Annotated in this window: 17 protein-coding genes; 10 read left to right on the top strand and 7 right to left on the bottom strand. The window is 69.3% G+C overall.

The genetic code is table 11. The features are described 5' to 3' along the window. Window positions 1-49 precede the first annotated feature (49 nt). Together LZ605_RS15200 and plsB are read left to right on the top strand one after the other, a co-directional pair. Window positions 50-1,003 carry a hypothetical protein gene (locus LZ605_RS15200; RefSeq protein WP_249842340.1) on the top strand — a complete coding sequence of 318 codons (954 nt, stop codon included), beginning with the start codon at window positions 50-52 and terminating at the stop codon, window positions 1,001-1,003. Beyond that, the gene (gene plsB / locus LZ605_RS15195; protein ID WP_249842339.1) at window positions 1,003-3,639 is read left to right on the top strand and encodes a glycerol-3-phosphate 1-O-acyltransferase PlsB; all 2,637 of its coding nucleotides are present in this window, start codon (window positions 1,003-1,005) and stop codon (window positions 3,637-3,639) included. The genes LZ605_RS15200 and plsB overlap by 1 nt, the downstream gene beginning before the upstream one ends. 63 nt (window positions 3,640-3,702) lie before the next feature. Here the strand turns inward: plsB and LZ605_RS15190 are convergent, their stop codons facing one another. Next, window positions 3,703-3,906, bottom strand: a complete 204-nt coding sequence (locus LZ605_RS15190; RefSeq protein ID WP_249842338.1) for a YdcH family protein — start codon at window positions 3,904-3,906, stop codon at window positions 3,703-3,705. A 91-nt stretch (window positions 3,907-3,997) separates the two neighbouring features. Between LZ605_RS15190 and ttcA the strand changes: the two genes are divergently transcribed. Genes ttcA through LZ605_RS15175 form a run of 3 tightly spaced genes read left to right on the top strand, consistent with a single transcriptional unit; the run spans window position 3,998 to window position 6,711 of the window. Beyond that, window positions 3,998-4,930, top strand: a complete 933-nt coding sequence (gene ttcA / locus LZ605_RS15185; RefSeq protein WP_249842337.1) for a tRNA 2-thiocytidine(32) synthetase TtcA — start codon at window positions 3,998-4,000, stop codon at window positions 4,928-4,930. A gap of 36 nt (window positions 4,931-4,966) precedes the next feature. Next, window positions 4,967-5,872: a recombination-associated protein RdgC gene (locus LZ605_RS15180; protein ID WP_004153441.1), complete on the top strand. Its 906-nt coding sequence runs from the start codon at window positions 4,967-4,969 to the stop codon at window positions 5,870-5,872. Window positions 5,873-5,931: 59 nt separating this feature from the next. Continuing rightward, window positions 5,932-6,711 carry a M48 family metallopeptidase gene (locus tag LZ605_RS15175; protein WP_249842336.1) on the top strand — a complete coding sequence of 260 codons (780 nt, stop codon included), beginning with the start codon at window positions 5,932-5,934 and terminating at the stop codon, window positions 6,709-6,711. Between the two features lie 84 nt (window positions 6,712-6,795). Here the strand turns inward: LZ605_RS15175 and LZ605_RS15170 are convergent, their stop codons facing one another. Then, window positions 6,796-7,665, bottom strand: coding sequence for a methylglyoxal synthase (locus LZ605_RS15170; protein WP_249842335.1), 870 nt, complete (start codon window positions 7,663-7,665; stop codon window positions 6,796-6,798). 209 nt (window positions 7,666-7,874) lie between these two features. On the opposite strand from LZ605_RS15170, the gene LZ605_RS15165 reads away from it, so the two are divergent. Then, window positions 7,875-10,247, top strand: coding sequence for an ATP-binding protein (locus LZ605_RS15165; protein WP_249844928.1), 2,373 nt, complete (start codon window positions 7,875-7,877; stop codon window positions 10,245-10,247). On the opposite strand, the gene LZ605_RS15160 is transcribed toward LZ605_RS15165, so the two are convergent. From LZ605_RS15160 to LZ605_RS15150, 3 genes are all read right to left on the bottom strand, one after another. Beyond that, a complete protein-coding gene (locus tag LZ605_RS15160; protein WP_249842334.1) occupies window positions 10,233-11,678 on the bottom strand; it encodes an FAD-dependent oxidoreductase in 1,446 nt (481 codons plus the stop codon). The genes LZ605_RS15165 and LZ605_RS15160 overlap by 15 nt on opposite strands. Before the next feature lie 94 nt (window positions 11,679-11,772). After that, window positions 11,773-16,227: a glutamate synthase large subunit gene (gene gltB, locus LZ605_RS15155; RefSeq protein WP_249842333.1), complete on the bottom strand. Its 4,455-nt coding sequence runs from the start codon at window positions 16,225-16,227 to the stop codon at window positions 11,773-11,775. 175 nt (window positions 16,228-16,402) lie between these two features. Beyond that, window positions 16,403-16,792 carry an I78 family peptidase inhibitor gene (locus LZ605_RS15150; RefSeq protein WP_249842332.1) on the bottom strand — a complete coding sequence of 130 codons (390 nt, stop codon included), beginning with the start codon at window positions 16,790-16,792 and terminating at the stop codon, window positions 16,403-16,405. A 112-nt stretch (window positions 16,793-16,904) separates the two neighbouring features. Between LZ605_RS15150 and LZ605_RS15145 the strand changes: the two genes are divergently transcribed. After that, window positions 16,905-17,963 (top strand): DNA topoisomerase IB, encoded by a 1,059-nt coding sequence (locus LZ605_RS15145; RefSeq protein WP_249842331.1) that lies wholly within the window; start codon window positions 16,905-16,907, stop codon window positions 17,961-17,963. Window positions 17,964-17,985: 22 nt separating this feature from the next. On the opposite strand, the gene LZ605_RS15140 is transcribed toward LZ605_RS15145, so the two are convergent. After that, the gene (locus LZ605_RS15140) at window positions 17,986-18,294 is read right to left on the bottom strand and encodes a hypothetical protein (RefSeq protein WP_249842330.1); all 309 of its coding nucleotides are present in this window, start codon (window positions 18,292-18,294) and stop codon (window positions 17,986-17,988) included. A 191-nt stretch (window positions 18,295-18,485) separates the two neighbouring features. On the opposite strand from LZ605_RS15140, the gene LZ605_RS15135 reads away from it, so the two are divergent. After that, the gene (locus LZ605_RS15135; RefSeq protein WP_249842329.1) at window positions 18,486-19,592 is read left to right on the top strand and encodes an SDR family oxidoreductase; all 1,107 of its coding nucleotides are present in this window, start codon (window positions 18,486-18,488) and stop codon (window positions 19,590-19,592) included. Between the two features lie 147 nt (window positions 19,593-19,739). Here LZ605_RS15135 and LZ605_RS15130 read toward each other — a convergent pair whose 3' ends face one another. Beyond that, a complete protein-coding gene (locus LZ605_RS15130) occupies window positions 19,740-20,807 on the bottom strand; it encodes a serine hydrolase domain-containing protein (RefSeq protein WP_249844927.1) in 1,068 nt (355 codons plus the stop codon). Between the two features lie 191 nt (window positions 20,808-20,998). On the opposite strand from LZ605_RS15130, the gene LZ605_RS15125 reads away from it, so the two are divergent. Together LZ605_RS15125 and LZ605_RS15120 are read left to right on the top strand one after the other, a co-directional pair. Beyond that, window positions 20,999-21,385, top strand: coding sequence for a BlaI/MecI/CopY family transcriptional regulator (locus LZ605_RS15125; protein ID WP_053448421.1), 387 nt, complete (start codon window positions 20,999-21,001; stop codon window positions 21,383-21,385). Between the two features lie 3 nt (window positions 21,386-21,388). Beyond that, window positions 21,389-23,389, top strand: a complete 2,001-nt coding sequence (locus LZ605_RS15120) for a M56 family metallopeptidase (RefSeq protein WP_249842328.1) — start codon at window positions 21,389-21,391, stop codon at window positions 23,387-23,389. The last annotated feature ends 21 nt before the right edge of the window (window positions 23,390-23,410 follow it).

The following is a 23,410-nucleotide window of genomic DNA, read 5'->3' as shown; positions in this document are numbered from 1 at the left end:
GTCACGTCGCAGGCCGCAAGATGCGGACCGGTCCGGGGAGTCCGAGTGCATGAGCGTGGCGGTGCGAGGAAGGTCTGCGCGTGGATGGGGGCTGGCAGCCCTGTTGCTGCTGGCTGTGGTGGCGTGCCGCGAACCGGGCACCGACCCGGCCCGGCCGGCGGCCGAGCCGGTGGCGGCGGTGCAGGCCATGGCCCTGCGCCTGGCTGAAGACGATCTGGTCGGCTACGCGAAGCTGTCGGTACCGCCGGGCCAGTACCAGCGCCTGCAGCAGGCCTGGGCCGACGGCCACAGCCAGTGGCCGCTGACCGAGCTGCCGCTGGGCGATCAGCTGCTGCCGATGCTGGCCGCGCTGCGCAAGCCCGACGCCAGCGCCGAGCTGCAGCGCAGCTTCGACCGCCAGCTGGCCGGCCAGGCCAGCGCGGTGCGCCAGGCCGCGCAGTCGATGGGCAACTTCGGTGTGCAGTACCTGCGTCACCAGAAGGGCTACACGCCTGGCCAACAGGCCCACTACATCGCACTGGTCGAGACCCTGGCGGTCTGGGCACAGGGCGCACCGATCAGCGACCGTGCCCGCGCGCGCAGCACCATCGCCGCCCTGGTCGGCGCCGCCGGCAAGGTCGGTTTCGATGATGAGGCCGGCCTGCAGGCGGCCGGCATGGAAGGCAGCCTGCAGCAGCTGGCACCGTTCATCCACACCCTCAAGGCGGTACTGGGCAGCTACGGGCTGGGCGTGGACGATGCGCTGCGCAGCGTACGCGGCGAACTGCTGTCGGTGGAGGGCGACAACGCGCTGGTGCGCCTGCGCTACGACCTGGCCGGGCGCGAGATGACCCTGCAGCTGCCGCTGAGCCGACGCGAAGGCCACTGGTACCTGACCCGCACCCTGGCCGACACCGATGCCTTGCTGCGCAAGGCCGATGCGGCCCGTGCCGCCGCGGCGCCCGCGCCGGCCGACGCCCCCGCCGAGGGTGGGGAAGCGGCAACGCCACCGCCTAAGCCATAATGGCGCCGATGTCGAAACAGAACCCGCTGCCGTTCCCCGGCGAAGAATCCCAGACGACGCCCGCCGATACGGCGCCGGCGTCCCCCTCGACCGGTACCGGCCCCAACCCGGTACCGCCGCCGGTGCACGCGCGGTCGGCCGGGCGCCGCCCGCTGTGGGCAAGGCTGCTTGGCCGCCTGGTCGAACCGTGGCTGTCGCTGAAGATCGAGCCGGAAGACCCGGGCCAGTACAACGATGGCCGCCCGGTCATGTACGTGCTGGAAGACTACGGCCTGTCCAACGCGCTGATCCTGGACAAGGCCTGCCGCCAGGCCGGCCTGCCGTCGCCGCTGGTACCGCTGGCCGGTGACCCCACCGGCCGCAAGCGCGCCTACCTGGCGCTGTCGAGGCGCAGCTCCAGCAACTCGCTCATTCCCGAGCAGCGCGGTGCCAAGACCCACTCCGATTCGCTGGCCAAGGTCCTGCAGGCGCACCGCGTGCGCGATGACCTGGACGTGCATCTGGTCCCGGTATCGATCTTCGTCGGCCGCGCGCCAGACAAGCAGAGCGGCTGGTTCGCGGTGCTGTTCTCGGAAAACTGGGCATTGGTGGGCCGCTTCCGCCGTCTGCTGGGGCTGCTGCTGAACGGGCGCAGCACCATCGTCCGTTTCGCCCCGCCGATCTCGCTGCGCAGCACCGTGGACGAAGGCCTGGAGCCGGAGCGCACGGTGCGCAAGCTGCAGCGTGTGCTGCGCACCCACTTCCGCCGCATCCGTGAATCGGTGATCGGCCCGGATCTGTCGACCCGGCGCCTGCTGGTGGACCAGGTGCTGGCCGCCGAGCCGGTGCGCGAGGCGATCGCCGCACAGGCCAAGCGTGACAACTCCAAGCCGGCCGATGCCTGGAAGAAGGCGCACGCCTACGCCTGGGAAATCGCCGCGGACTACTCCAGCCCGGTGGTGCGTTCGGCCAGTTTCATGCTCAGCCATGTGTGGAACCGCATCTACGCCGGCGTGCTGGTGCACCACCTGGACAAGTTCAAGGCCGCCGCGCCGGGCCACGAAGTGGTCTACGTGCCCAGCCACCGCAGCCACATGGACTACCTGCTGCTGTCCTACCTGCTGTACGACCGTGGCATCGTGCCGCCGCACATCGTGGCCGGCATCAACCTGAACCTGCCGGTGGTCGGCACCCTGCTGCGCAAGGGCGGTGCATTCTTCATCCGCCGCTCGATCCGCGGCAACGCGCTGTACTCGGCCGTGCTCAGCGAATACGTCGCGCAGCTGGTGGCCGGTGGCTATTCGCTGGAGTATTTCGTCGAAGGTGGCCGCTCGCGTACCGGCCGACTGCTGCAGCCCAAGGGCGGCATGATCTCGATGACGCTGCGCGCGTTCCTGCGCCAGCCGCGCAAGCCGGTGCTGTTCCAGCCCATCTACATCGGCTACGAGAAGCTGATGGAAGGCGGCAGCTACCTGGACGAACTGTCTGGCCGGCCGAAGGAAAAGGAATCGATCTGGTCGCTGCTGTGGGGCATCCCCAAGGTGCTCAAGCAGAACTATGGCCAGGTGGTGGTGAACTTCGGCGAGCCGATCGCGCTGAACGATGTGCTGGCCGAGAAAGCGCCGGAGTGGAAGGGCGAGGCCGTATCGGAAGACGAGAAGCCGGCCTGGCTGTCGACCACCGTCGATACGCTGGCCGAGCGCATCCAGGTGCGCGTCAACGCAGCCGCCGACGTCAACCCGATCAACCTGCTGGCCCTGGCGCTGCTGTCCACGCCGAAGCATGCGATGGGCGAGGCCGACCTGATCGCGCAGATCGAGCTGTGCAAGACGCTGCTGGTCGAGATGCCGTACTCGGACCGGGTGACGGTCACCCCGCATTCGCCGGAGCGGATCATCGCCCACGCCGAGGAGATCAACGTCCTCACCCGCATCAAGCACCCGCTGGGCGACGTGCTGAGTGTAAGCGGCGATACCGCGGTGCTGCTGAGCTACTTCCGCAACAACGTCATCCACCTGTTCACCGCCTCGTCGTGGGTGGCCTGCTGCTTCCAGAACAACCGCCGCATGAGCCGCACCGGCCTGGTCCAGCTGGGCCGCACGGTCTACCCGTTCCTGCAGGCCGAGCTGTTCCTGCCGTGGAGCGAGGATGAGTTCGCCCAGCGCATCGACCAGACCATCAACGTGTTCGTGCGCGAGGGCCTGCTGCAGAACGTCAACGATGACGACGGCGGCATCCTGGCGCGCAACACCGGCCAGACCGACGAGGTGTTCCGCCTGCGTGCGATCGGCCATTCGCTGCAGCAGGCGTTCGAGCGCTACTACATCGCGATCTCGGTGCTGGTGAAGAACGGCCCGGGCGTGCTCGGTGCGGCCGAGCTGGAAAGCCTGTGCCAGCAGGCGGCGCAGCGCCTGAGCCTGCTCTATGCGCCGGCCGCGCCGGAGTTCTTCGACCGTACCCTGTTCCGCGGCTTCATCCAGAAGCTGCGCGAGCTGCGCCTGGTCTGGCCGGACGAGAACAGCAAGCTGCTGTTCGACGAGCGGCTGGATGCCTGGGCCAAGGACGCCAAGTTCATCCTCGGCCGCGAGCTGCGCCACACCATCGAACGGGTCAGCCCGGAAGCGGCCCGCCCGGACGAGGCGGCACCGCAGGATTGAAGGTAGCGCCGGGCCATGCCCGGCGAAGCCGTAGATCCACGCCATGCGTGGATCGGCCACCGCTCAGGCCGGTTCGTCCGGAATCTGCAGGCTTTCCAGCTTGGCGATGCAGTCCTTCAACTGCAGCTTGCGCCGCTTCAGGCGCTTGGATTCCAGTTCGTCCTCGCCGTTGGCCGCCATGCGGGTGATCTGTTCATCCAGCAGGCGATGCTCGGCGCGCAGGGCGGCGAGGCGTTGGACGATCTCGGCGGGGCTGTAGGTATCCACAGCCTCCGAGCATACACAGCGATGATGACTGCCGGGAGAGGGGAATCCCGACCCCCGGCCGGGGCGGCTCCGAGCCGTTAGAATGGAACCCATGAGTGCCGTGATTTCCCTTCCCGATCCCCTGCCGCGTTCCCTGCCGCGCGCCGCCCGCGATCCGCGGCTGGCCGAGCGCGAGCAGCACAAGCTGGCCAAGCGCCTGCGCCGCCAGGTCGGCGAGGCGATTGCCGATTTCGGCATGATCGAGGCCGGCGACAAGGTGATGGTCTGCCTGTCCGGCGGCAAGGACAGCTACACCCTGCTGGACGTGCTGCTGCAGCTGCAGAAGAAGGCGCCGGTGCCGTTCGAGCTGGTGGCGGTGAACCTGGACCAGAAGCAGCCGGACTTCCCCGAGCAGGTGCTGCCGCAGTACCTGGCCGGTCTGGGCGTGCCGTACCACATCATCGAGCAGGACACCTATTCGGTGGTCAGCCGGGTCATCCCGGAGGGCAAGACGATGTGTTCGCTGTGCTCGCGCCTGCGTCGCGGCGCGCTGTACAACTACGCCGAAACCCACGGTTTCACCAAGATCGCGCTGGGCCATCACCGCGACGACATGGTGGCCACGTTCTTCATGAACCTGTTCCACCACGCCAAGCTGTCGGGCATGCCGCCAAAGCTGCGCAGTGATGACGGCAAGCACGTGGTGATCCGACCGCTGGCCTATGTGCGCGAGAGCGACATCGTCGAATACGCGCAGGCACGCCAGTTCCCGATCATTCCCTGCAACCTGTGCGGCAGCCAGGAGAACCTGCAGCGCCGCCAGGTCGGCCAGATGCTCAAGCAGTGGGAAAAGGACCACCCCGGCCGCATCGAGCAGATCGCGCGCGCCATGGGCGAGGTCCGGCCCTCGCAGCTGGCCGATACCACCCTGTTCGATTTCATGGCGCTTGGCCGTCGCGACGACGCGCCGCTGCCCGACGCCCATGCCTGGCTGGCCGGTACCCCGGCCGATGCCGACGCAGATCCCGAGACGCCCACCGCTTAAGGTCGGTCGCCCTTCCTCTTTGCCATCCGGAATTCCATGTTCTTTCGCAACCTGACGTTCTTCCGTTTCCCGACCGCCACTGATTTTTCCGAAGTCGACACCCTGCTGCCGCACGCCCTGCTCAAGCCGGTCGGCGCGCTGGAAATGAACTCGCGCGGCTTCATCTCGCCGTTCGGCCGCGAGGAGAAGGAACTGCTGTCCCATCGCATTGCCGAGCACCTGTGGCTGACCGTGGGCGGCGAGGACAAGATCCTGCCGGCGGCGGTGGTCAACGATCTGCTCGAGCGCAAGCTGGAGGAGATCGAGGAGAAGGAAGGCCGCCGTCCCGGTGGCCGCGAACGCAAGCGCATGAAGGACGACCTGCTGCATGAACTGCTGCCGCGCGCCTTCGTGAAATCCTCGCGCAACGACGCCTTCATCGACCTGCAGCACGGCTACGTGGCGGTGGATACCTCCAGCCGCAAGACCGGTGAGTACTTCATGTCCGACATCCGCGGCCTGCTCGGCAGCTTCCCGGCCATGCCGCTGAATGCCGAAGTCGCGCCGCGCTCGATCCTGACCGGCTGGATCGCCGGCGAGCCGCTGCCGACCGGGCTGAGCCTGGGCGAAGAGTGCGAGATGAAGGACCCGGTGGAGGGCGGTGCGGTGGTCAAGTGCCAGCACCAGGAGCTGCGCTGCGACGAGATCGACAAGCACCTGGACGCCGGCAAGCAGGTGACCAAGCTGGCACTGATCTTCGAGGACAACCTGTCGTTCGTGATCGGCGACGACCTGATCGTGCGCAAGCTGAAGTTCCTCGACGGTGCCCTGGACCAGCTGGAGCACGCCGACGAAGATGGCCGCCGCGCCGAGTTCGACGCCCGCTTCGCCCTGCAGAGCGCCGAGATCCGCCGCCTGTTCCTGTTGCTGGAAGAGGCCTTCAAGCTCAGCAAGGCTGACTGAACAGGCAACCCGGCGGCCGCCGGTCATCCGGCGGCCCGAAGCGGCGCTATGCTGGGCGCATGAGCCGCCTGCTGCGCCGCCTGATCAGCCCGACCCCGCCCGCCACCGTGCAGCGCGACACCGTCCGCCTGCGGCTGGAGGATGCCGAGATCGAAGTGCTGCGCGTGCGTGACCCGCGTGCGCGGCGGATCAAGCTGAGCGTGGACGAGCGCGGCGCGCGGTTGACCTTGCCGCCGCGGGCAAGCCTGGTGATGGGCGAACGCTTCCTGGAACAGCACCGCGACTGGCTGGCCGTGCAACTGCGCCAGTACCAGGGCCAGGACCTGCCTGCGGCGCTGCAGCCGGGCGTGGAGGGCGTGCTGCCCCTGCGTGGCGAGCTGCTGCCGCTGCGCTGGCAGGAGGGCCGCTTCGTACGGCTGGAGATCGACGAACACGGCGCCTGCGTGCAATGGCCGGCGCGTGGCGGCGATGCCACCCTGCGCCGCCTGCTGCGCGAGTTCTACGAAGCACAGACCCGCGCCGATGTCGGCCGCTGGCTGCCGAAGTACCTGCCGGGCCTGCCGCGCGCGCCCAGCCGGCTGCGGCTGAAGGTGATGTCTTCGCAATGGGGGTCGCTGGCGCCCGATGGCAGCATGGCGTTGGATCTGGCCCTGGTGCTGGGCAGCCCGCGGGCCTTCGAGTACGTGCTGGTGCACGAACTCTGCCACCTGATCCAGCCCAATCACTCGCCCGCGTTCTGGCACGAAGTGGAACAGCGCTTCCCCGCCTGGCGCGAACAGCGCGACTACTTCCAACGCGAAGGCCGGCGCCTCAAGGCCATGCTGCGCCAGCTGCTGTAGCGTCGAGCTTGCTCGACGGCGGTGGGTTCCGGGTCCGTGTCTCGTCGAGCAAGCTCGACGCTACAAGGCCATGTTGCGCCAGCTTTACGGGTTCGCGCGCTTTGCGGCTGCGGTCGCCCAACGGGCGGCCACCTGGGGTGCGGTGATGCACACCGCCTGGTCGGTCACCGTGGTCACCGCGCGCTCCAGCAGCTGGATATCGGCTTCGTGCTGGCGCGCCACATGCGGATCCTCGAAGAAGATCGCGCGCTGGCAGCGACCTTCCAGCACCCGGTCGGCGATCTGCGCATCGCCGCCCATCGGGCCACTCTGGTAGCGCGTCACCCAGGGCGTATCGCGGGGCCAGCCGCGGCTCCAGGCCAGCTCGTTCAAGCGCTGGCCGGTGGTGCCGGTGGCCACGCGCTCGCCGAACCGCGCCAGCACATCGAAGTGTTCGTCGGCAAAGGCCAGCATCGCCGGCTTCATCGCATCATGGGCGATCAGCGCCAGCGTCTGTGCCTGGAACGCATGCAGGTCGTCGGCGCCGGCATCGGCCGGCAGACCGGCATGGATGCGTTCCACCTCCACCCAGTCGCGCGCGGTGGCCACGGTCGAAATGAACGGCTTGCCGTGGATCACGCACTGCCGCTTGAGGGCGGTCGCTTCCGGGAACACCGACGAGGGATCGACCGGGTCGATCAGGTAGATCGCGCCACCCAGGGTTCGTTCCGGGCCCATGCCCACCACTTCGGCCACCAGCTTCATCAGGCCGCCGTCGCGACCGTAGGGATAGCGCCTCAGACCGGCGTAGCCGTCCAGGAAACCCTGCCGCTGGATCGCGTCATGGGTCCGCCCGACCGCATGCAGGCTGACCCCCAGTTCGCGCAGGCCGGCCTCGCTGGCATGCAGCCAGCGGAACAGCGCCGCGCGCGCATCGTGGTGATGGAGACGGTTGGCGGCCAGGCCGATACGCATCGAATGCTCCGCAGATACGGGTAGAAGCGGCAGTTTATGTCGCTATCCGCCGATGCGGATGCATTTGCAACGTTTCCCATTGCGGTTGGACGTCACCTCGCTAGCGTGAAGGACAGCGGTAGCGCTGCGCGGCCGTGGTTCCTGCCCGCGAAACGAGGTCATCCACCGTGAATGCCGTCGGCTCCCGCGCCGCCGCTGTCGCCGCCGTCATGGCATTGCTGATGCTGCCGGATCAGGCGCGGGCGTCCAGCTGTGAGCATCCCCTGCAGGTGGCCTGGCCGTCGGACCGGCCCCCGCTGTCCTCGCGCGAGCAGGGGCAACCGGTGGGGCTGCTTGCGCATCAGCTGCAGGCGCTGGGTACGCAGGTCGCGCTGCATTCGGTGCCTTTGCCGGCGGCGGCGCTGGCCGACCGGCAGCTGCCGGCAGGGGTGCAGGCGGTGCTGGGCTGGCCGCGCGCGCAGCTGCCGCCCGGCTGGGTGGCCAGCCAGGCCTACCTGCAGGTGCCACAGGTGATCGTGCGCCGCCAGGGCGCGCCAGTGGTGCTGGGCCTGGAAGACCTGCGCGACCGCACTGTGGCCAGCCCGGACCGGGTGCCGCTGGCAGCACGGCTGACCGAACAGGCCCCCGGCGCGCAGCTGCTGGCGCCGGCGCCGCTGGGCGACGCCCTGTCCCTGCTGCGCACCGGATTGATCGATGCGGTCATCGCCAATCTGGGTGAAGTCGAAGCCGCGTTGCGGGCGATGCCGGGCGATCCGCTGGTGATTGCGGCACCGGCGGGTTTCGATGACGCGCTGGTGCTGGCAGCAGTGCCGGCCTGCGCCGGGGTCGTGGCCGCGTTCGACCAGCAGCTGGAACAGCGGGGCAACGCCCAGCGCGCAGTCATCGGCCAGGCATGGCTGCCGCACCCACCGCGCGCGCGCGGCACCACCTCGACGCTGCGCTGGCTGGTGCCGACCTCGCTGGTGCTGCTTGCGCTGATACTGCTGCACGCCTTCGGCTACTGGCGCGTGCACCGTGAAAGCGTCCGCCGCCGCGCAATGGAGCAGCGGCTGCGGGAGGTCACCGCGAATCTGCCCGCGGTGGTCTACCAGGCGCGCCGCACGGCCTGCGGCCACTACAGCATTACGCAGATCGCAGGCGACGTGCAGGCCCTGTTCGGGGTCAGCGGCGAGGCTGCGCGGGTCGACCACAGGCAGCTGCTTGCCGCCGTCCATGCCGACGATCGCAGCCGGGTGATGGATTGCATCGAGAACGCGGCGCTGATGCGCGGCCCGATCGATGTGACGTTCCGCACCGGCGTCGCACAGGACTGGCGTTGGGTGCGCTCGCAGGGACGGCCGCTGCGCTGTGACGACGCCAGCGTGGAATGGAGTGGCTACTGGATGGACGTCAGCGAGGCGCAGTCGCGTGCCGTGGCACTGGCCGAAGCGCGCCGTGCCGCCGAGCAGGCGGCCCTGGCCAAGAGTCATTTCCTGACGACCATGAGCCACCAGATCCGCACGCCGATGAGTACGCTGCTGGGCATGCTCGAACGCCTGGCCGACAGCCGGCTGGACGAAGGCCAGCGGCAGGCCCTGGCCACCGTGGGCGATGCGGCGCAGATGCTGCGCCAGATCCTTGACGATGTGCTGCATGGCCAACGCTTGCAGGCCGCGCCGCTGCAACTGCGTCCCACCCACCTGGCCGCGCTGGTGCAGGGCGTGCAGCAGCTGCTGATGCCGGTCGCTGCCAGTCGTGGCCTGCACCTGCGCACCGAGCTGGACCCGGCGTTGCAGGCCTGGTCACTGGCCGACGGTCTGCGGCTGCGGCAGATCCTGTTCAACCTGGCCGGCAACGCGCTCAAGTTCACCCTGCACGGCGGTGTGACGTTGCGGATCGAGGTGGTCGCGCCGCGCGACGGTGGCCAGCGGCTGCGCCTGCAGGTGGTGGACAGTGGCGTGGGCATCAGCGCCGAACGCCAGCACGCCGTCTTCGCTGCCTTCGAACAGGCCGAGACCTCGACCACCCGCCGCTTTGGCGGCAGCGGCCTGGGCTTGTCGATCTGCCGCGAACTGGCCACATCGATGGGTGGACAGCTGCAGCTGCGCAGTGTGCCGGGCGAAGGCACCACCGTCTGGCTGGATCTGGACCTGGCGGCCAGTACGGCACCGCAGCAGACGGTGGTGGCCCCGCCCGTGGCGGCCCCCGCACTTCCGGCGGCACGGGTGCTGGCTGCCGAGGATCATCCCACCAACCTGGGGCTGCTGACCCAGCGGCTACGTGCGCTGGGCCTGCAGGTGCAGGCCTGCGTCGACGGACACCAGGCCTGGGCGGCCTGGCAGGCGCAGCCGTTCGATCTGGTGATCACCGATTGCCACATGCCGGGCATGGACGGCTTCGCGCTGGCACGCGCCATCCGTGGCGAGACCGGCGGCAATGGCGCGCGCGTACCGATCATCGCACTGACCGCCAGCGTGCTGGAGAGCACGCGCGAGGCCTGCCGCGCCGCCGGCATTGATCATTTCCTGGCCAAGCCGGCCGAAACCCGGGAGCTGCACGCGCTGCTGGCCGCGCTGCTGGAGCCGGCCTCAGTGCGCCAGTAGCCGCACGATGCTGGCGGCGGCATCGCGGCCTTCGGCGACCGCCGTCACTACCAGATCGGCGCCGCGCACGGCGTCACCGCCGGCGAACAGGCGCGGATGGGCGGTCTGGAACGGCAGCCGGTCCTTGCCGCCGGCCACGATGCGGCCATTGCCCTGGCTTTCCACGCCGCATTCGGCCAGCCACGACGGCAGGGTGGGCGAGAAGCCGAAGGCGATGATCACCACGTCCGCTTCCAGCAGTGATTCGCTGCCGTCGATCGGCACCGCGTTCTGGCGGCCGTTGGCATCGGGTTCGCCCAGGCGCGTTTCGACCACGGTCACGCCGATCACTTCGTCATCGGCGCCGGCCTCGATCGACAGCGGCTGGCGGTTGAACAGGAAACGCACGCCTTCTTCGCGCGCATTGGCCACCTCGCGCGCGCTGCCCGGCATGTTGGCCTCGTCGCGGCGGTAGGCGCAGGTCACCTTGGCCGCGCCCAGCCGTACCGCACTGCGCACGCAGTCCATGCCGGTGTCGCCGCCGCCCAGCACCACCACGCGCTTGCCGTTCAGATCGGGCAGGGCGATGGTGTCTTCCCAGCCGGCAATCGGCCGGCCCTTGGGATCATCGCCGCTGACAATGCGGCTGTTCTGCACCAGGAACGGCAGCGCCGGCAGCACGCCCTTCAGGTCCTGCCCGTCCAGGCCGCCGTCTGTGTAGCGGTACGCACCGGTGCCGACAAACACCGCATCGTGGCTGTCCAGCAGCTGTTGCATGCTGATGTCGCGACCGATTTCCACGCCGAGGCGGAACTGCACGCCCATGCCTTCGAGCACCTCGCGGCGGCGGTGGATCACGTCCTTGTCCAGCTTGAAGCTGGGAATGCCGAACTGCAGCAGGCCGCCGATCTGCTCGTAGCGGTCATAGACCACCGCGGCAATGCCGGCACGCGCCAGGCGGTCGGCGCAGGCCAGCCCGGCCGGGCCGGCGCCGATCACCGCCACGCGATGGCCGGTCGGCTGCACCGCCTGCAGGTCCGGGCGCCAGCCGGTGGCCAGCGCGGTATCGACGATGTACTTCTCCACCGCGCCGATGGTGACCGCACCGAATTCCTCCAGCGTGCAGCTGCCTTCGCACAAGCGGTCCTGCGGGCACACGCGGCCACACACTTCCGGCAACGGGTTGGTGCTGTGGCACAGCGTGGCCGCCTCGTGGATGCGGTTTTCCTGCACCAGCTGCAGCCACTGCGGAATGGCGTTGTGCACTGGGCACTTCCAGCTGCAGTACGGATTGCCGCAGTCCAGGCAGCGGCCGGCCTGGTACTGCGCGTCTTCCTTGCCGAACTTTCCGTACAGCTCACCCCAGTCGCCGGAGGTGCGCAGTTCCACCGGAATGCGCTGCGGCATGGTGCGGGGCAGGTCGAGAAACTGGAAGGCGTGCTTGCGGCTCATGGCGGGCTCTGTGGTGTTTTTTCCGGATACCGGCCAGCGGCCGGCACTACAGCGGTGGGGAGGCCAGGGCGCCGGTTGCGGGCGCCCCGCCGTGTCACGCGGCGCGCCGCAGGGTCTCGGTCAGCGACTCGATGCTGGCGGCCTTGGGTTTGACCAGCCAGAACTTGCCGATGTAATCGCGGAACTCGTCCAGGATCTGCTGCGCCCAGATGCTGCCGGTCAGCTCGCGGTGGCGGCCGATCAGGCGGTGCAGGTGCTGGCGATAGTTCTCGAAGCCCTCGGCGGAGACGCGATGGATGTCGATCAGCTCGTGGTTGTAGCGGTCGACGAAATCGCGATCGACGTCCAGCACGTAGGCCAGGCCACCGGTGAAGCCGGCACCGAAGTTCAGGCCGACCTTGCCCAGCACCAGCACCACGCCGTCGGTCATGTACTCGCAGCAGTGATCACCGGCCCCTTCCACCACCGCCAGCGCGCCGGAATTGCGTACCGCGAAGCGCTCACCCGCACGACCGGCGGCGAACAGCTCGCCGCCGGTGGCGCCATACAGGCAGGTGTTGCCGATGATCGCGGTGCTGCGTGCCTCGAAGCGGGCGCCACGCGGTGGGCGTACCACCAGGCGGCCGCCGGCCATGCCCTTGCCCACGTAGTCGTTGGCTTCCCCTTCCACTTCCAGGTGCAGGCCACCGACGTTGAAGGCACCGAAGCTCTGCCCGGCACTGCCGCGGAAGCGCAGTTCCAGCGGCGCTTCGGCCATGCCCTGGTTGCCGTGCGCGCGTGCCACCGCACCGGCCAGGCGGGTGCCGATGCTGCGGTCGGTATTGTGGATCAGGAAGCGATGCTCGCCGCCGCGCTTGTGCTCGATGGCCGGGGCCAGCAGGCCATCCATCTGCGTGGCCAGGCTGTCCGGTGATTCGTACAGGCGCTGCGCGGCGCAGTGGCTGCCCTCGTAGCGGCTGTCGGCCAGCAGGCGCGACAGGTCCACACGCACGCCGTCGCGCGGCGCCGCCTCGATCTGCCGCAGCAGGTCGGTGCGGCCGACGATCTCTTCCAGCGAACGCGCGCCCAGGTAGGACAGCCAGCCACGCACTTCCTCGGCCAGCAGGCGGAAGAAGTTCTCCACGCGCTCGGGCTGCCCGGTGAAGTGGTTCTCGCGCAGGCGCTCGTCCTGGGTGGCCACGCCGGTGGCGCAATTGTTCAGGTGGCAGATGCGCAGGTACTTGCAGCCCAGCACGATCATCGGCGCGGTGCCGAAGCCGAAGCTGTCCGCACCCAGCAGCGCGGCCTTGACCACGTCCAGGCCGGTCTTCAGGCCGCCATCGGTCTGCAGCAGGGTGCGCCCGCGCAGGTCGTTGGCCAGCAGTGCCTGGTGCGCTTCGGCTACGCCCAGCTCCCACGGCACGCCGGCATAGCGGATGGAGCTGACCGGCGATGCCCCGGTGCCGCCGTCATGGCCGGAGATGGTGATCAGGTCGGCGCCGGCCTTGACCACGCCAGCGGCGATCGTACCCACGCCGGCATGGCTGACCAGCTTCACCGACACCAGCGCGGTCGGGTTGACCTGCTTGAGGTCGTAGATCAGCTGCGCCAGGTCTTCGATGGAATAGATGTCGTGGTGCGGCGGCGGCGAGATCAGGCCGATGCCCGGCCGGGCGTAGCGCAGGCGTGCGATCAGTTCATTGACCTTGTGGCCCGGCAGCTGGCCGCCCTCGCCGGGCTTGGCACCCTGCGCGACCTTGATCTGCAGCACTTCGGCGTTGACCAGGTATTCGGCGGTGACGCCGAAGCGGCCGGAGGCGACCTGCTTGATCTTGCTGCGGCGTTCGGTGCCGTAGCGCGCCGGGTCTTCGCCACCTTCGCCGGAATTGCTGCGGCCGCCGAGGCGGTTCATGGCAATGGCCAGTGCTTCGTGCGCCTCGGGCGAGAGGGCGCCCAAGCTGATCGCAGCGGTATCGAAGCGCGGGAACAGCGCGCTGGCCGGCGCCACCTCGTCCAGCGGCATGGGCGTGGCCGCCGGCACCAGTTCCAGCAGGTCGCGCAGTGCCGACGGCGGCCGCGCGTGCACGGCATCGCAGTACTGCTGCCAGGCACGCGGGTCGCCGCTGCGCGCTGCGCGCTGCAGGGTGGTCACCACGTCCGGGTTGTACATGTGGTACTCGCCGCCGTGCACGTACTTCAGCAGGCCACCGACATCCACGTCCTGCTGTGCGTCCCAGGCCTGCGCACACAGCTCGCGCGCGTCGGCATCCAGGCGCGCGAAGCCGGCACCGCCGATGCGCGAAGCGGTATCCGGGAAGCACAGCTCGACCACCTCCGGCTCCAGGCCGATGATCTCGAACAGCTGCGCACCGCGGTAGCTGGCCACGGTGCAGATGCCCATCTTCGAGATGATCTTCGATAGACCCTTGTAGACGCCCTTGCGGTAGCGGCGGCCGATCTGCGACTGCTCACCGCCCTTGCTGAGCTTGAGGATGCCGCGCCGGCCCAGGTCGAACAGGGTCTGGTAGGCCAGGTACGGATACACCGCCGTGGCGCCGAAGCCGAGCAGGCAGGCCATGTGGTGCGGGTCGCGCGCGGTGCCGGTCTCGACGATCAGGTTGACGTCGCAGCGCAGGCCCAGCCGCGAGAGGTGGTGATGGATGGCGCTGGTGGCCAGCAGCGCATGCACCATCGGTCGCCCGGCCACCGGGTAGCGGTCGGACAGCAGCAGCATCACCATGCCCTCGCGCGCGGCCTGTTCGGCTTCGGCGCAGATGCGCTCGATGCCGGCACGCAGGCCTTCGTCTTCGCTGTAGGACAGATCGAGCAGGCGGTTGGCCTGCACGTACTGGTCCATCTTCAGCAGCTGGCGCAGCTTGCGCTGGCTCAGTACCGGCGAATTGAGGATGACGTGGTTCACCGTCTCCGGGCCGGCATGGAAGATGTTGGTCTCCTTGCCGAGCTGGGTGGAAAGGGACATCGCACAGTCTTCGCGCAGCGGATCGATCGGCGGGTTGGTGACCTGCGCGAAGGCCTGGCGGAAATAGTCGTAGAGCGGGCGGCTGCGCTGGCTGAGGACGGCCATCGGCGTGTCATCGCCCATCGAGCCGGTGGCCTCCTGCTCGGTCTCGGCCAGCGGCCGCAGCACCTGCTCCACCTCTTCGCTGCTGAGCTGGTACAGCTTGTGATAGCTGCGCAGCGTGCCTTCGTCGAACGGCTCTTCCACCAGCGAGGGATCGATCAGTTCGGTCTGCAGGTAGGTTACGCCCTGCTGCAGCCACTGCTTGTACGGCGCGCGGCCACGGTTGATGCGGTCCACGGCGTCGGAGTCGAGCAGATCGCCGCGCTTGAGATCGATGGCCACCATCTCGCCGGGGCCAAGCTTGCCCTTGCGCACCACGCGCTCGGTCGGCACTTCCCATACGCCCGCTTCGGAGGCGACCAGGAAGTGGCGGTCAGCGGTCAGCATCCAGCGCGCCGGGCGCAGGCCGTTGCGGTCCAGGGTGCACACGGCGTAGCGGCTGTCGCAGGCGACGATGCCGGCCGGGCCGTCCCACGGCTCGCTGTTGAGGCCATGGAATTCGTAGAACGCGGCCAGGTCCGGATCCTTGAACTCCAGCGACTGGGTGGCCGGCGGCACCAGGATGCGCAGCGCCTGGATCAGTTCCATGCCACCGGCGACCATCAGCTCCAGCATGTTGTCCAGGCTCTGCGAGTCCGAACCGTGCATGGAGATCACCGGGTCGAACTCGGCGATGTCAAAGCGCGGGGTCTTCCACACCTTGCTGCGCGCCTGCGCCCAGCGCCGGTTGCCCTCGATGGTGTTGATCTCGCCGTTGTGGGCGAGCATGCGGAACGGGTGCGCCAGCGGCCAGCGCGGCAGCGTGTTGGTGGAAAAGCGCTGGTGGAACACGATCGCACTGGAGGCCAGTTCGCGGCGCTGCAGGTCCGGGAAGAAGCGGCTGAGCTTGTCCGGCAGCACCATGCCCTTGTAACTGATCGCATCCGGGGTGAGGGTGGTGACGTAGAAATCGGCGTGCCCGCGCAGCTGCTGTTCGCTGCGGCGGCGGGCCAGGAACAGGGCCAGCGCGAAGCCGGCGTCGTCCTGGCCGATACCGGCATCGACGAACACCTGTTCGATGCGTGGCAGCGTGTCGCGTGCAAGCTGGCCGCAGACGCTGTCGTCGGTGGGCACCTCGCGCCAGCCGGCGACCTTGCAGCCCACCGCTTCCACCTGTGCCTGCAGCTGCACGCGGCAGGCCTGCGCGGCCTCGTCCGCGTGCGGCAGGAACACCAGGCCGGCGGCAAAACGCGCACCGACGGTGATGCCGGCCTCGCTGGCCAGCAGTTTCAGGAACGCATCGGGGCGACGCAGCAGCAGGCCGCAGCCATCGCCGGTCAGGCCATCGGCGGCCACGCCACCACGGTGGGTCATGCGCGAAAGCGCGGCAATGGCGGTATCAACCAACAGGCGTGAGGGTTGATCGTCGAGCTGGGCGACCATGCCGAATCCACAGGCATCGCGCTCGGAGCGCGGGTCGTAAAGCCCTTGGCGGTTGCGGGGGGCCATCTCTACCTCGATGCGGGAAGAATTGAACGGGGACACTCAAGCCCGCCCAATCCCTGGAGCGCATCGTGAGGCCACCGGATGCCTCGACTAGATCACAGGTTGCTGCAACGCCGCAATACACGGTTGCAGGTGCAACGGAAAGCGCCGGCAACCCTGTGCCGGCGCGGGGTCGAACTCAGCCGCAGCGCACGCCGCTGACCTGGTCCTTGGCGTCCACTTCGATGTTCAGGCGGTCGCCCAGGAACTCCATCGTGGCCACATCGTTGGGCTTGAGCACGCGTACCTGGCTGGCGCCGGCATCTTCCTGGGCCTGCTTGCCCAGCGCATCGGTGTAGGCCTGGCCGACCAGGCTCTGCACCTGGCTGGCGTCGCAGCTGCCGACCGGCGGTGCCTCGGTGGCCTTGCCCGCTTCGTCGGCGGGGGCCTTGGCGGCCTCGGCGGCCTGCTGCGCATGGGCCGTGGCCGAATCCTGTTCATCCAGCGCCGGCGCCTGGCAGGCGGTCAGGGCCAGCACGGCCGGCAGCAACAGGGCGGAGAGCGAACGGGCGCGAATCGGGAACGACATCATGACTCCGGAAGGGCTTGTGAAAGCCCGAGCATAGCGGCGATCCGGCCCTCACGTGTTTGTCTTGTGTTATCGACAGGATCACTGCGCCGCAGCCGCGACACTGGCCGATATGGCAACGCCCCCCACCCCCGAACAACAGGCCGCGCGCGCCGCCGGCCTGCGCTATGTCGATGACACCCAGCCCGGTCTCAGCCGCCGCCGCGCCGGCAAGGGCTTTGCCTACCGCGATGCCGATGGGCGTGCCGTGCGCGATGCCGCCACCCTGCAGCGGATCCGTGCGCTGGCCATTCCACCGGCCTACACCGCGGTGTGGATCTGTGCACAGGCCAATGGCCATCTGCAGGCCACCGGCCGCGACGCGCGTGGGCGCAAGCAGTATCGCTACCACGCTGACTGGGCCGCGGTACGCGACGCCGGCAAGTTCGACCGGGTGATCGCTTTTGGCGAAGCGTTGCCCAGGCTGCGGCGCCGGCTCGGCCGCGATCTCAAACGCAGCGGCTTCCCGCGCGAAAAAGTGCTGGCGGTGGTGGTCGCGCTGCTGGCCGACACCCTGGTGCGGGTAGGCAATGAAACCTATGCCAGGGAAAACAAATCCTTTGGCCTGACCACGCTGCGCAACCGGCATCTGGACCTGCTGCGCGGCGGGCGCGTGCGCATGCGCTTCCGCGGCAAATCCGGGCAGCTGCATGAAGTGACGGTCGGTAACCGCCGGCTGGGCACGCTGGTGCGCGGCGTGCAGCAGCTGCCTGGCCAGGCCCTGTTCCAGTACCGTGACGATGACGGTGTCATCCAGCCGGTCGATTCCGGTGCGGTCAACGATTACTTGCGCGAGGTGATGGGCGAGGACTTCACCGCCAAGGATTTCCGCACTTGGGGCGGCACCGTGGCCGCGGTGCAGGCGTTGGCCGCCACCGAGCTGCCGGAGCCGGCCAGCCAGCGCGCGCTGGCCCAGGCGCAGCGCGCGGTGGTGTGCGAGGTGGCAGCGCTGCTGGGCAATACCCCGGCGGTGTGCCGCAAGGCCTACATCGACCCCTGTGTGTTCGTCGGCTGGGAACGCGGCGAACTGGCGAAGCTGGCGGGCCTGCGCGGGCCGCGCCAGTGGGAGCAGGCCACGTTGAGAGTGCTGCGCAGGGCGCGCCGGCTGGCCCGGCGCGCCGGCGCGCCGTAGCGTCGAGCCTGCTCGACGGCAGTTATCCGCAGTAGATCGCCGTGATGTTGTTGGTACGGCCCTTCTCGATGGTCAGGCGGTCGCCGCCTTCGCTGGCCGGCGGCACGCGCGGGCCGTCGTGGCGCAGTACCTGCACGCGCAGGCTGTCGCTGTCCACGCGCGCGCGTTCAACGGTGGCGGCCGACGCGGCCAGGCCCACCGCACCGCGCACCCTGTCGCTGTGGCACTGGCCGGAAATGACCCCGTCGATCGGCTGCACCTGGGCCATCGGCGTGCTGCTGCAGGCGGCGAGGGCGAGGCAGACGGCGGCGGTGGCGATGGCATGTTTCATTCGGGCGTTCCTCGTGTGATTGCGTGCAGGGTGCGACGACGCGCGTGGTGGCGGAATGAATGCCGTGCACGCCGTGGACACGCTGCGCTCACTGCCGCCGACAGCGTGGGCAGAGACACTGCACGAGCGGCGCACGCCGCCCCGGTAGTGCCGGCCGCTGGCCGGCAACCCTGCCCCCCGAGGAGACACGCATGGCCACCACCGCAAAGACCCCCACCCGCCGCAAAGCCTCGCCCAAGGTGCGCAAAAGCAGCACCAAGACGAAGCCGGTTGCTGACAACGATCGCCCGCGCGTTGTGAAAACCGCTACCCGCAAGGCGGCCGCCAGCGACCCGCGCGCGGCACGCGTGGCTTCGCGGCAGCGGCGCCTGCAGGATCAGGAGAAGGCCAAGGACGCGCGCGCCGCGAAGAAGGCAACGAAGAAGACCGCCACCCAGGCCGGTGCGCGCAGGCAACCTGAGGTCATGCCCGCCCAGCAGCTGACCAAGCCCGGGCATGAACACGAACTTGAGCTGGCGCCACGCTTCCTTGCGCCGGACTACGCTGGAAGCGGCAAGCTGCAGGGCATGCGCGCGATCATCACCGGGGGCGATTCCGGTATCGGCCGCGCGGTGGCGGTGCTGTTCGCACGCGAGGGAGCGGACGTGGCCGTGCTGCACCTGGACGAAGCCGAGGATGCCGACATCACCCGCCAGCATGTCGAGCGCGAAGGCGGCCGCTGCGTGGTGATTGCCGGCGACGTGCGCGATCCGCGCTTCTGCAACCGGGCGGTGAAGCAGGTGGCCAAGGCCTTCGGCGGCATCGACATCCTGGTCAACAACGCCGCCTTCCAGCTGCATTGCCAGCGCCTGGAAGACCTTGAAGATGCCCATTTGCAGGAAACGCTGCAGACCAATATCGGCGGCTACATCCAGATGGCGCGCGCGGTGCTGCCGCATCTGGGCGAGGGCGCCAGCATCATCAACACCGGCTCGGAGACCGGGCTGTTCGGCAGCAAGGCGCTGATCGACTACTCGGCCACCAAGGGCGCGATCCATGCGTTCACCAAGGCGCTGGCCAGCCAGCTGCTGCCGCGTGGCATCCGGGTCAACTGCGTGGCGCCGGGTCCGGTGTGGACCCCGTTGAACCCCGCCGACAAGCAGGCGCAGGACGTGGCCGAGTTCGGCAAGGACAGCGACATGGGCCGGCCCGCGCAGCCGGAAGAGCTGTCACCGGCGTACGTGTTCCTGGCCTCGCCCGCCTGCGCCAGCTACATCAGCGGGGTGATCCTGCCGGTGATGGGCGGCCCGCGGGGCTGAGCCGACGGTAGAGCCGGTCACTGGCCGGCAGCAATCCTCGGCGCGCGCGTTCTGCGCCATTGCCCAGCGCCCTGCGCTGGAGCTGCCGCACACACGGGTGCTGCATGTGGCTGGGGTGGCCGACCGGGCACGCGTGCCTGCAGATGTTCAGGGCGCTGTTGCAGCAGGCGCATAAAGATCGGCGATGCGCGGAATGAACCGCTGCGGGTTGGCACCGACCAGGTTGGTCAGTACCACCACTGCCACACCGCGGTCGGGGTAGACGATGAAAGCCGAGCGCGCGCCGCCGATGCCGGCCACCTGGCGGTCCGGCACCGTCTGCAGCACCGGCCAGCCGCTGCCCCAGGGGCCGGCGCGACCGTCGGCAAGGGGCTCGGCTGTCCACATGCGCGCGCGCGCAGCCTCACCCAGCAGGCGGCCGTCGGTGAGTGCGGCCAACCAGCGTGCCGTGTCATCGGCGGTGGTGAGGATGCCGCCACCGGCCCACAGCGAAGGCGGAACGTCGTAGAACCAGTGCGACAGCCGTGGTGGCGTGTCGACCGCTTCGGTCACGCGCGGGGCGAGGCTGTACATCGTCGCCATATCGGGTACCAGGTCGTAGCTGTCGCCGAAGGTGGTGCGGGACATGCCGGCGATGCCGAACTGGCTGCCGGCGAGGAAGCGCTCGTAGGGCATGCCCGATTGCCGCGCGATGATCCGCGCCAGCAGCAGGTAGTTGGTCTGGTTGTAGGCGAAGCGCTGGCCGGGAGCGGCGTCCATCGGCCGCGCGGTCACGGCCTGCCAGGCCTGCGCCTCGGTGCCACCGCCGACCAGCCCCTGCGCATCAAGGATGTCCGGCAGGCCCGAGGTGTGCGCCAGCAGCTGGCGCACACGTACGCTCTGCCAGGGCTGCGGCAGGGCGTCGAGATAGCGCGACAACGGTGCATCCAGGTCCAGCCTGCCCTGCTGCGCCAACTGTGCGGCCGCCACGCCGGTAAAGGCCTTGGTGGCCGAGTTCAGCGGGAAGCGGGTGTCGCGCGAGGCGGCAACGCCGTTCTCGACATTGGCCAGGCCAAAGGCCTCGGAAAGCACAACCTGCCCGTCCTTGACCACGGCCACCTGCAGGCCGGGAATGCGCTCGTCCTGCATGGTCTGGCGGATCAGCCGGCGGGTCTGCTCGTTGGCGGTGTCGAGCGGTGCCGCAGCGGCAGCCACCGGCAGGGCGGCCAGCAACAGCAGCAGCAAGGGCAACGTAGGTCGGTACATGCGGTGCTCCGGAGTGATGTGCAGGGTGGGATGCGCACAACGGGCAGAAGGTTTAGTGCCGGGCTGCCCCCTACCGTTCGTCGGCCCATGACTTCCGGGGGGTTGACTACAGATGTCGTCACGCCGACAGTGGCGACACGTGTAGTCAAGGGAGTGGTGTCATGCGTGGCAAGACGATCGGGGACCAGGAACTGGCCCTGCTGCAGTACATCGATGAACATGCGCCGGCCAGCGTCGGCGAGGTCGCCAGTGGTTACGGCGAGGCCCGGGGCCTGGCCCGTTCCACCGTGCTGACCATGATGGAGCGCCTGCGGGCGAAGGGGTATCTTCAGCGCAGGCAGCAGGACGGTATCTACCGCTACCAGGCCACTCGTGGCCCGCAGAGCGTGCTGCAGGGCGCCGTGGCCCAGTTCGTCGACAACACCCTGCAAGGCTCGGTGTCGCCGTTCGTGGCCTATCTGTCGCAGCGCCAGCAGGTCAGCGACAACGAGCTGGCCGAACTGGAAGCGCTGGTCGCCCAACTCCAATCGCGCCGCCACGAGGGCTGAGCCATGGACACCACGATGCTGATCCCGATGTTGGAGCGGCTGGGCTGGACCAGCCTGCAGACCGTGCTGCTGGTGGCGCTGGTGTATGGCCTGTGCCGCGTGCTGCCGTCGCTGTCGGCGGCCACGCGCTGCCGCCTGTGGTGGCTGGTGTCGCTGCAGGCGGTCGTGGGCCTGTTCTGGAGCCAGCCGTTGCAGCTGGCCTGGCTGCCGGCCCCGCAGGCCGTGGCGATGACCGCCACCGAAGTGATGACCGAGACGTTGCATCCGCTGGCCCCGGAGGCCTCGGCGCAGCTGCTGGCCGCGATGCCGATGCCGGCCGCCGACGTGCCGGCGGTGGCGTGGTGGGCGGTTGTCCTGGCCGCGCTGTGGGCTTCTGGTGTGCTGCTGATGGCGCTGCGTACCTTCGGTGAGTGGCGCCGCTGCCGCGCGTTGCTCGCCGCGGCTTATCCCTGCCAGGACGAGGCGCTGGTGCAGGCGCTGCAGCTGGCCTCCGATGCGCACGGTGTGCGCCCGGCACCGCGTCTGTGGATGAGCACGCAGGTGGACTCGCCGCAGCTGGTCGGGCCGTTCCGCCCGGTGCTGCTGCTGCCGGCCGGCGACAACGCCCTGCAGGGTGACGCGCTGGACCTGGCGCTGACCCACGAACTGCAGCACCTGCAGCGTCGTGACCTGCAGTGGGGCCTGTTGCCCGCACTGGCCCAGCACCTGTTCTTCTTCCACCCGCTGCTGCGCCTGTCGGTGCGTGAATACGCCCAGGCCCGCGAGGAAGCGGTGGATGCGGCGGTGGTCGGCCAGCACGGCGCCAGCCGCCAGGCCTATGGCCGCCTGCTGCTGCAGCTGGGCGTGGCACCGCAGCCGCACCTGGGTGTGGCCAGCGCCGCACCGAGCACCACCAGCCTCAAACGCCGCCTGCTTTCGCTGCAGCCGCGCAGGGCCTGCCCGCGCCTGCTGGCGATGGCGTTGACCGCCGCCGTGGTGGTGGTGGGCGTGGCGCCGATGCGGCTGGTGGCCGCGCCGGTGCCGCCGGCACCACCCGCCCCGCCCGCGGCGCCGACCGCAGCACCGCCGCTGCCGCCGAAGGCGCCCAAGGCACCGCCGGCGCCGCCGTCCTCCGCGCGCTTGCCGGCCGTTCCGGTCGCGCCGGCTCCGCCGGTCGCACCTGCCGGCGCCGAAGAGGTCTCCGGCCCCGATGACGCGGATGTGGCGGTCGATGTCGATGCCGATGTGGATGTCGACACCGGCATGGACGCTGACCGCACGACCTCGCGCATGTCGTCCATCACCACCTACGGCCGCCTGGATCTGGGCCAGTCCCCGTCGCAGGCGTTCGTGCTGGTGGATGGTGATTCGACCTTCGCCAACGGTGGCATCGACGATGTGACGCTGGCACGCAAGCAGCTCGGCAAGGGCCCGGCACTGTGGTTCCGCCAGGGTGACAAGCGCTATATCGTGCGCGACCCGATGCTGATCCAGTCGTTGCAGCGCGCCTATGCCGGTGCGGCGGACCTGGGGCGCCAGCAGAGCGAACTGGGCCGCCAGCAGAGTGCGCTGGGGCGCCAGCAGAGCGAGCTCGGCCAGCAGCTGGGCGAGATGGGCCGGATGCAGGGCGAGGAGGCGCGCCGGATGGCGATGGCCGCCGCTGAGGCTGCGCGCAGTGCGATGAGTGCGCACGACATCAATCGCGAAGCGGCGGCGGAAGCGGCAAAGGCGGCACGCGGCGCGACCAACGATGCGGCCGTTGCACGCGAGGCCGCGCGCGAGGCCGCCGCCGAAGCGCGTCGTGCGATGCAGGAAGCCCGCAGCGAGGCCGCGCAGTCCACCCGTACCCGCGACATGAGCCGGCTGGCCAGCCAGCAGGCCGATCTGGCCAGCCGCCAGGCGGCGCTGGGCAGCCAGCAGGCCGCGCTGGGCGAACGCCAGGCACGCCTGCATACGCAGGCATCACAGCAGGCGCAGCAGGTGATCGCGCGCGCCCTGGCCAGCGGCAAGGCCGAACGCCTCTGAAACGGCGGTAGCGCCGGGCAT

This window comes from Stenotrophomonas maltophilia (genome assembly GCF_023518235.1).
Classification (GTDB): Bacteria; Pseudomonadota; Gammaproteobacteria; order Xanthomonadales; family Xanthomonadaceae; genus Stenotrophomonas.
The sequence above is the reverse complement of the archived record's forward strand: the minus strand, read 5'-3'. Positions and strand labels throughout refer to the sequence as shown.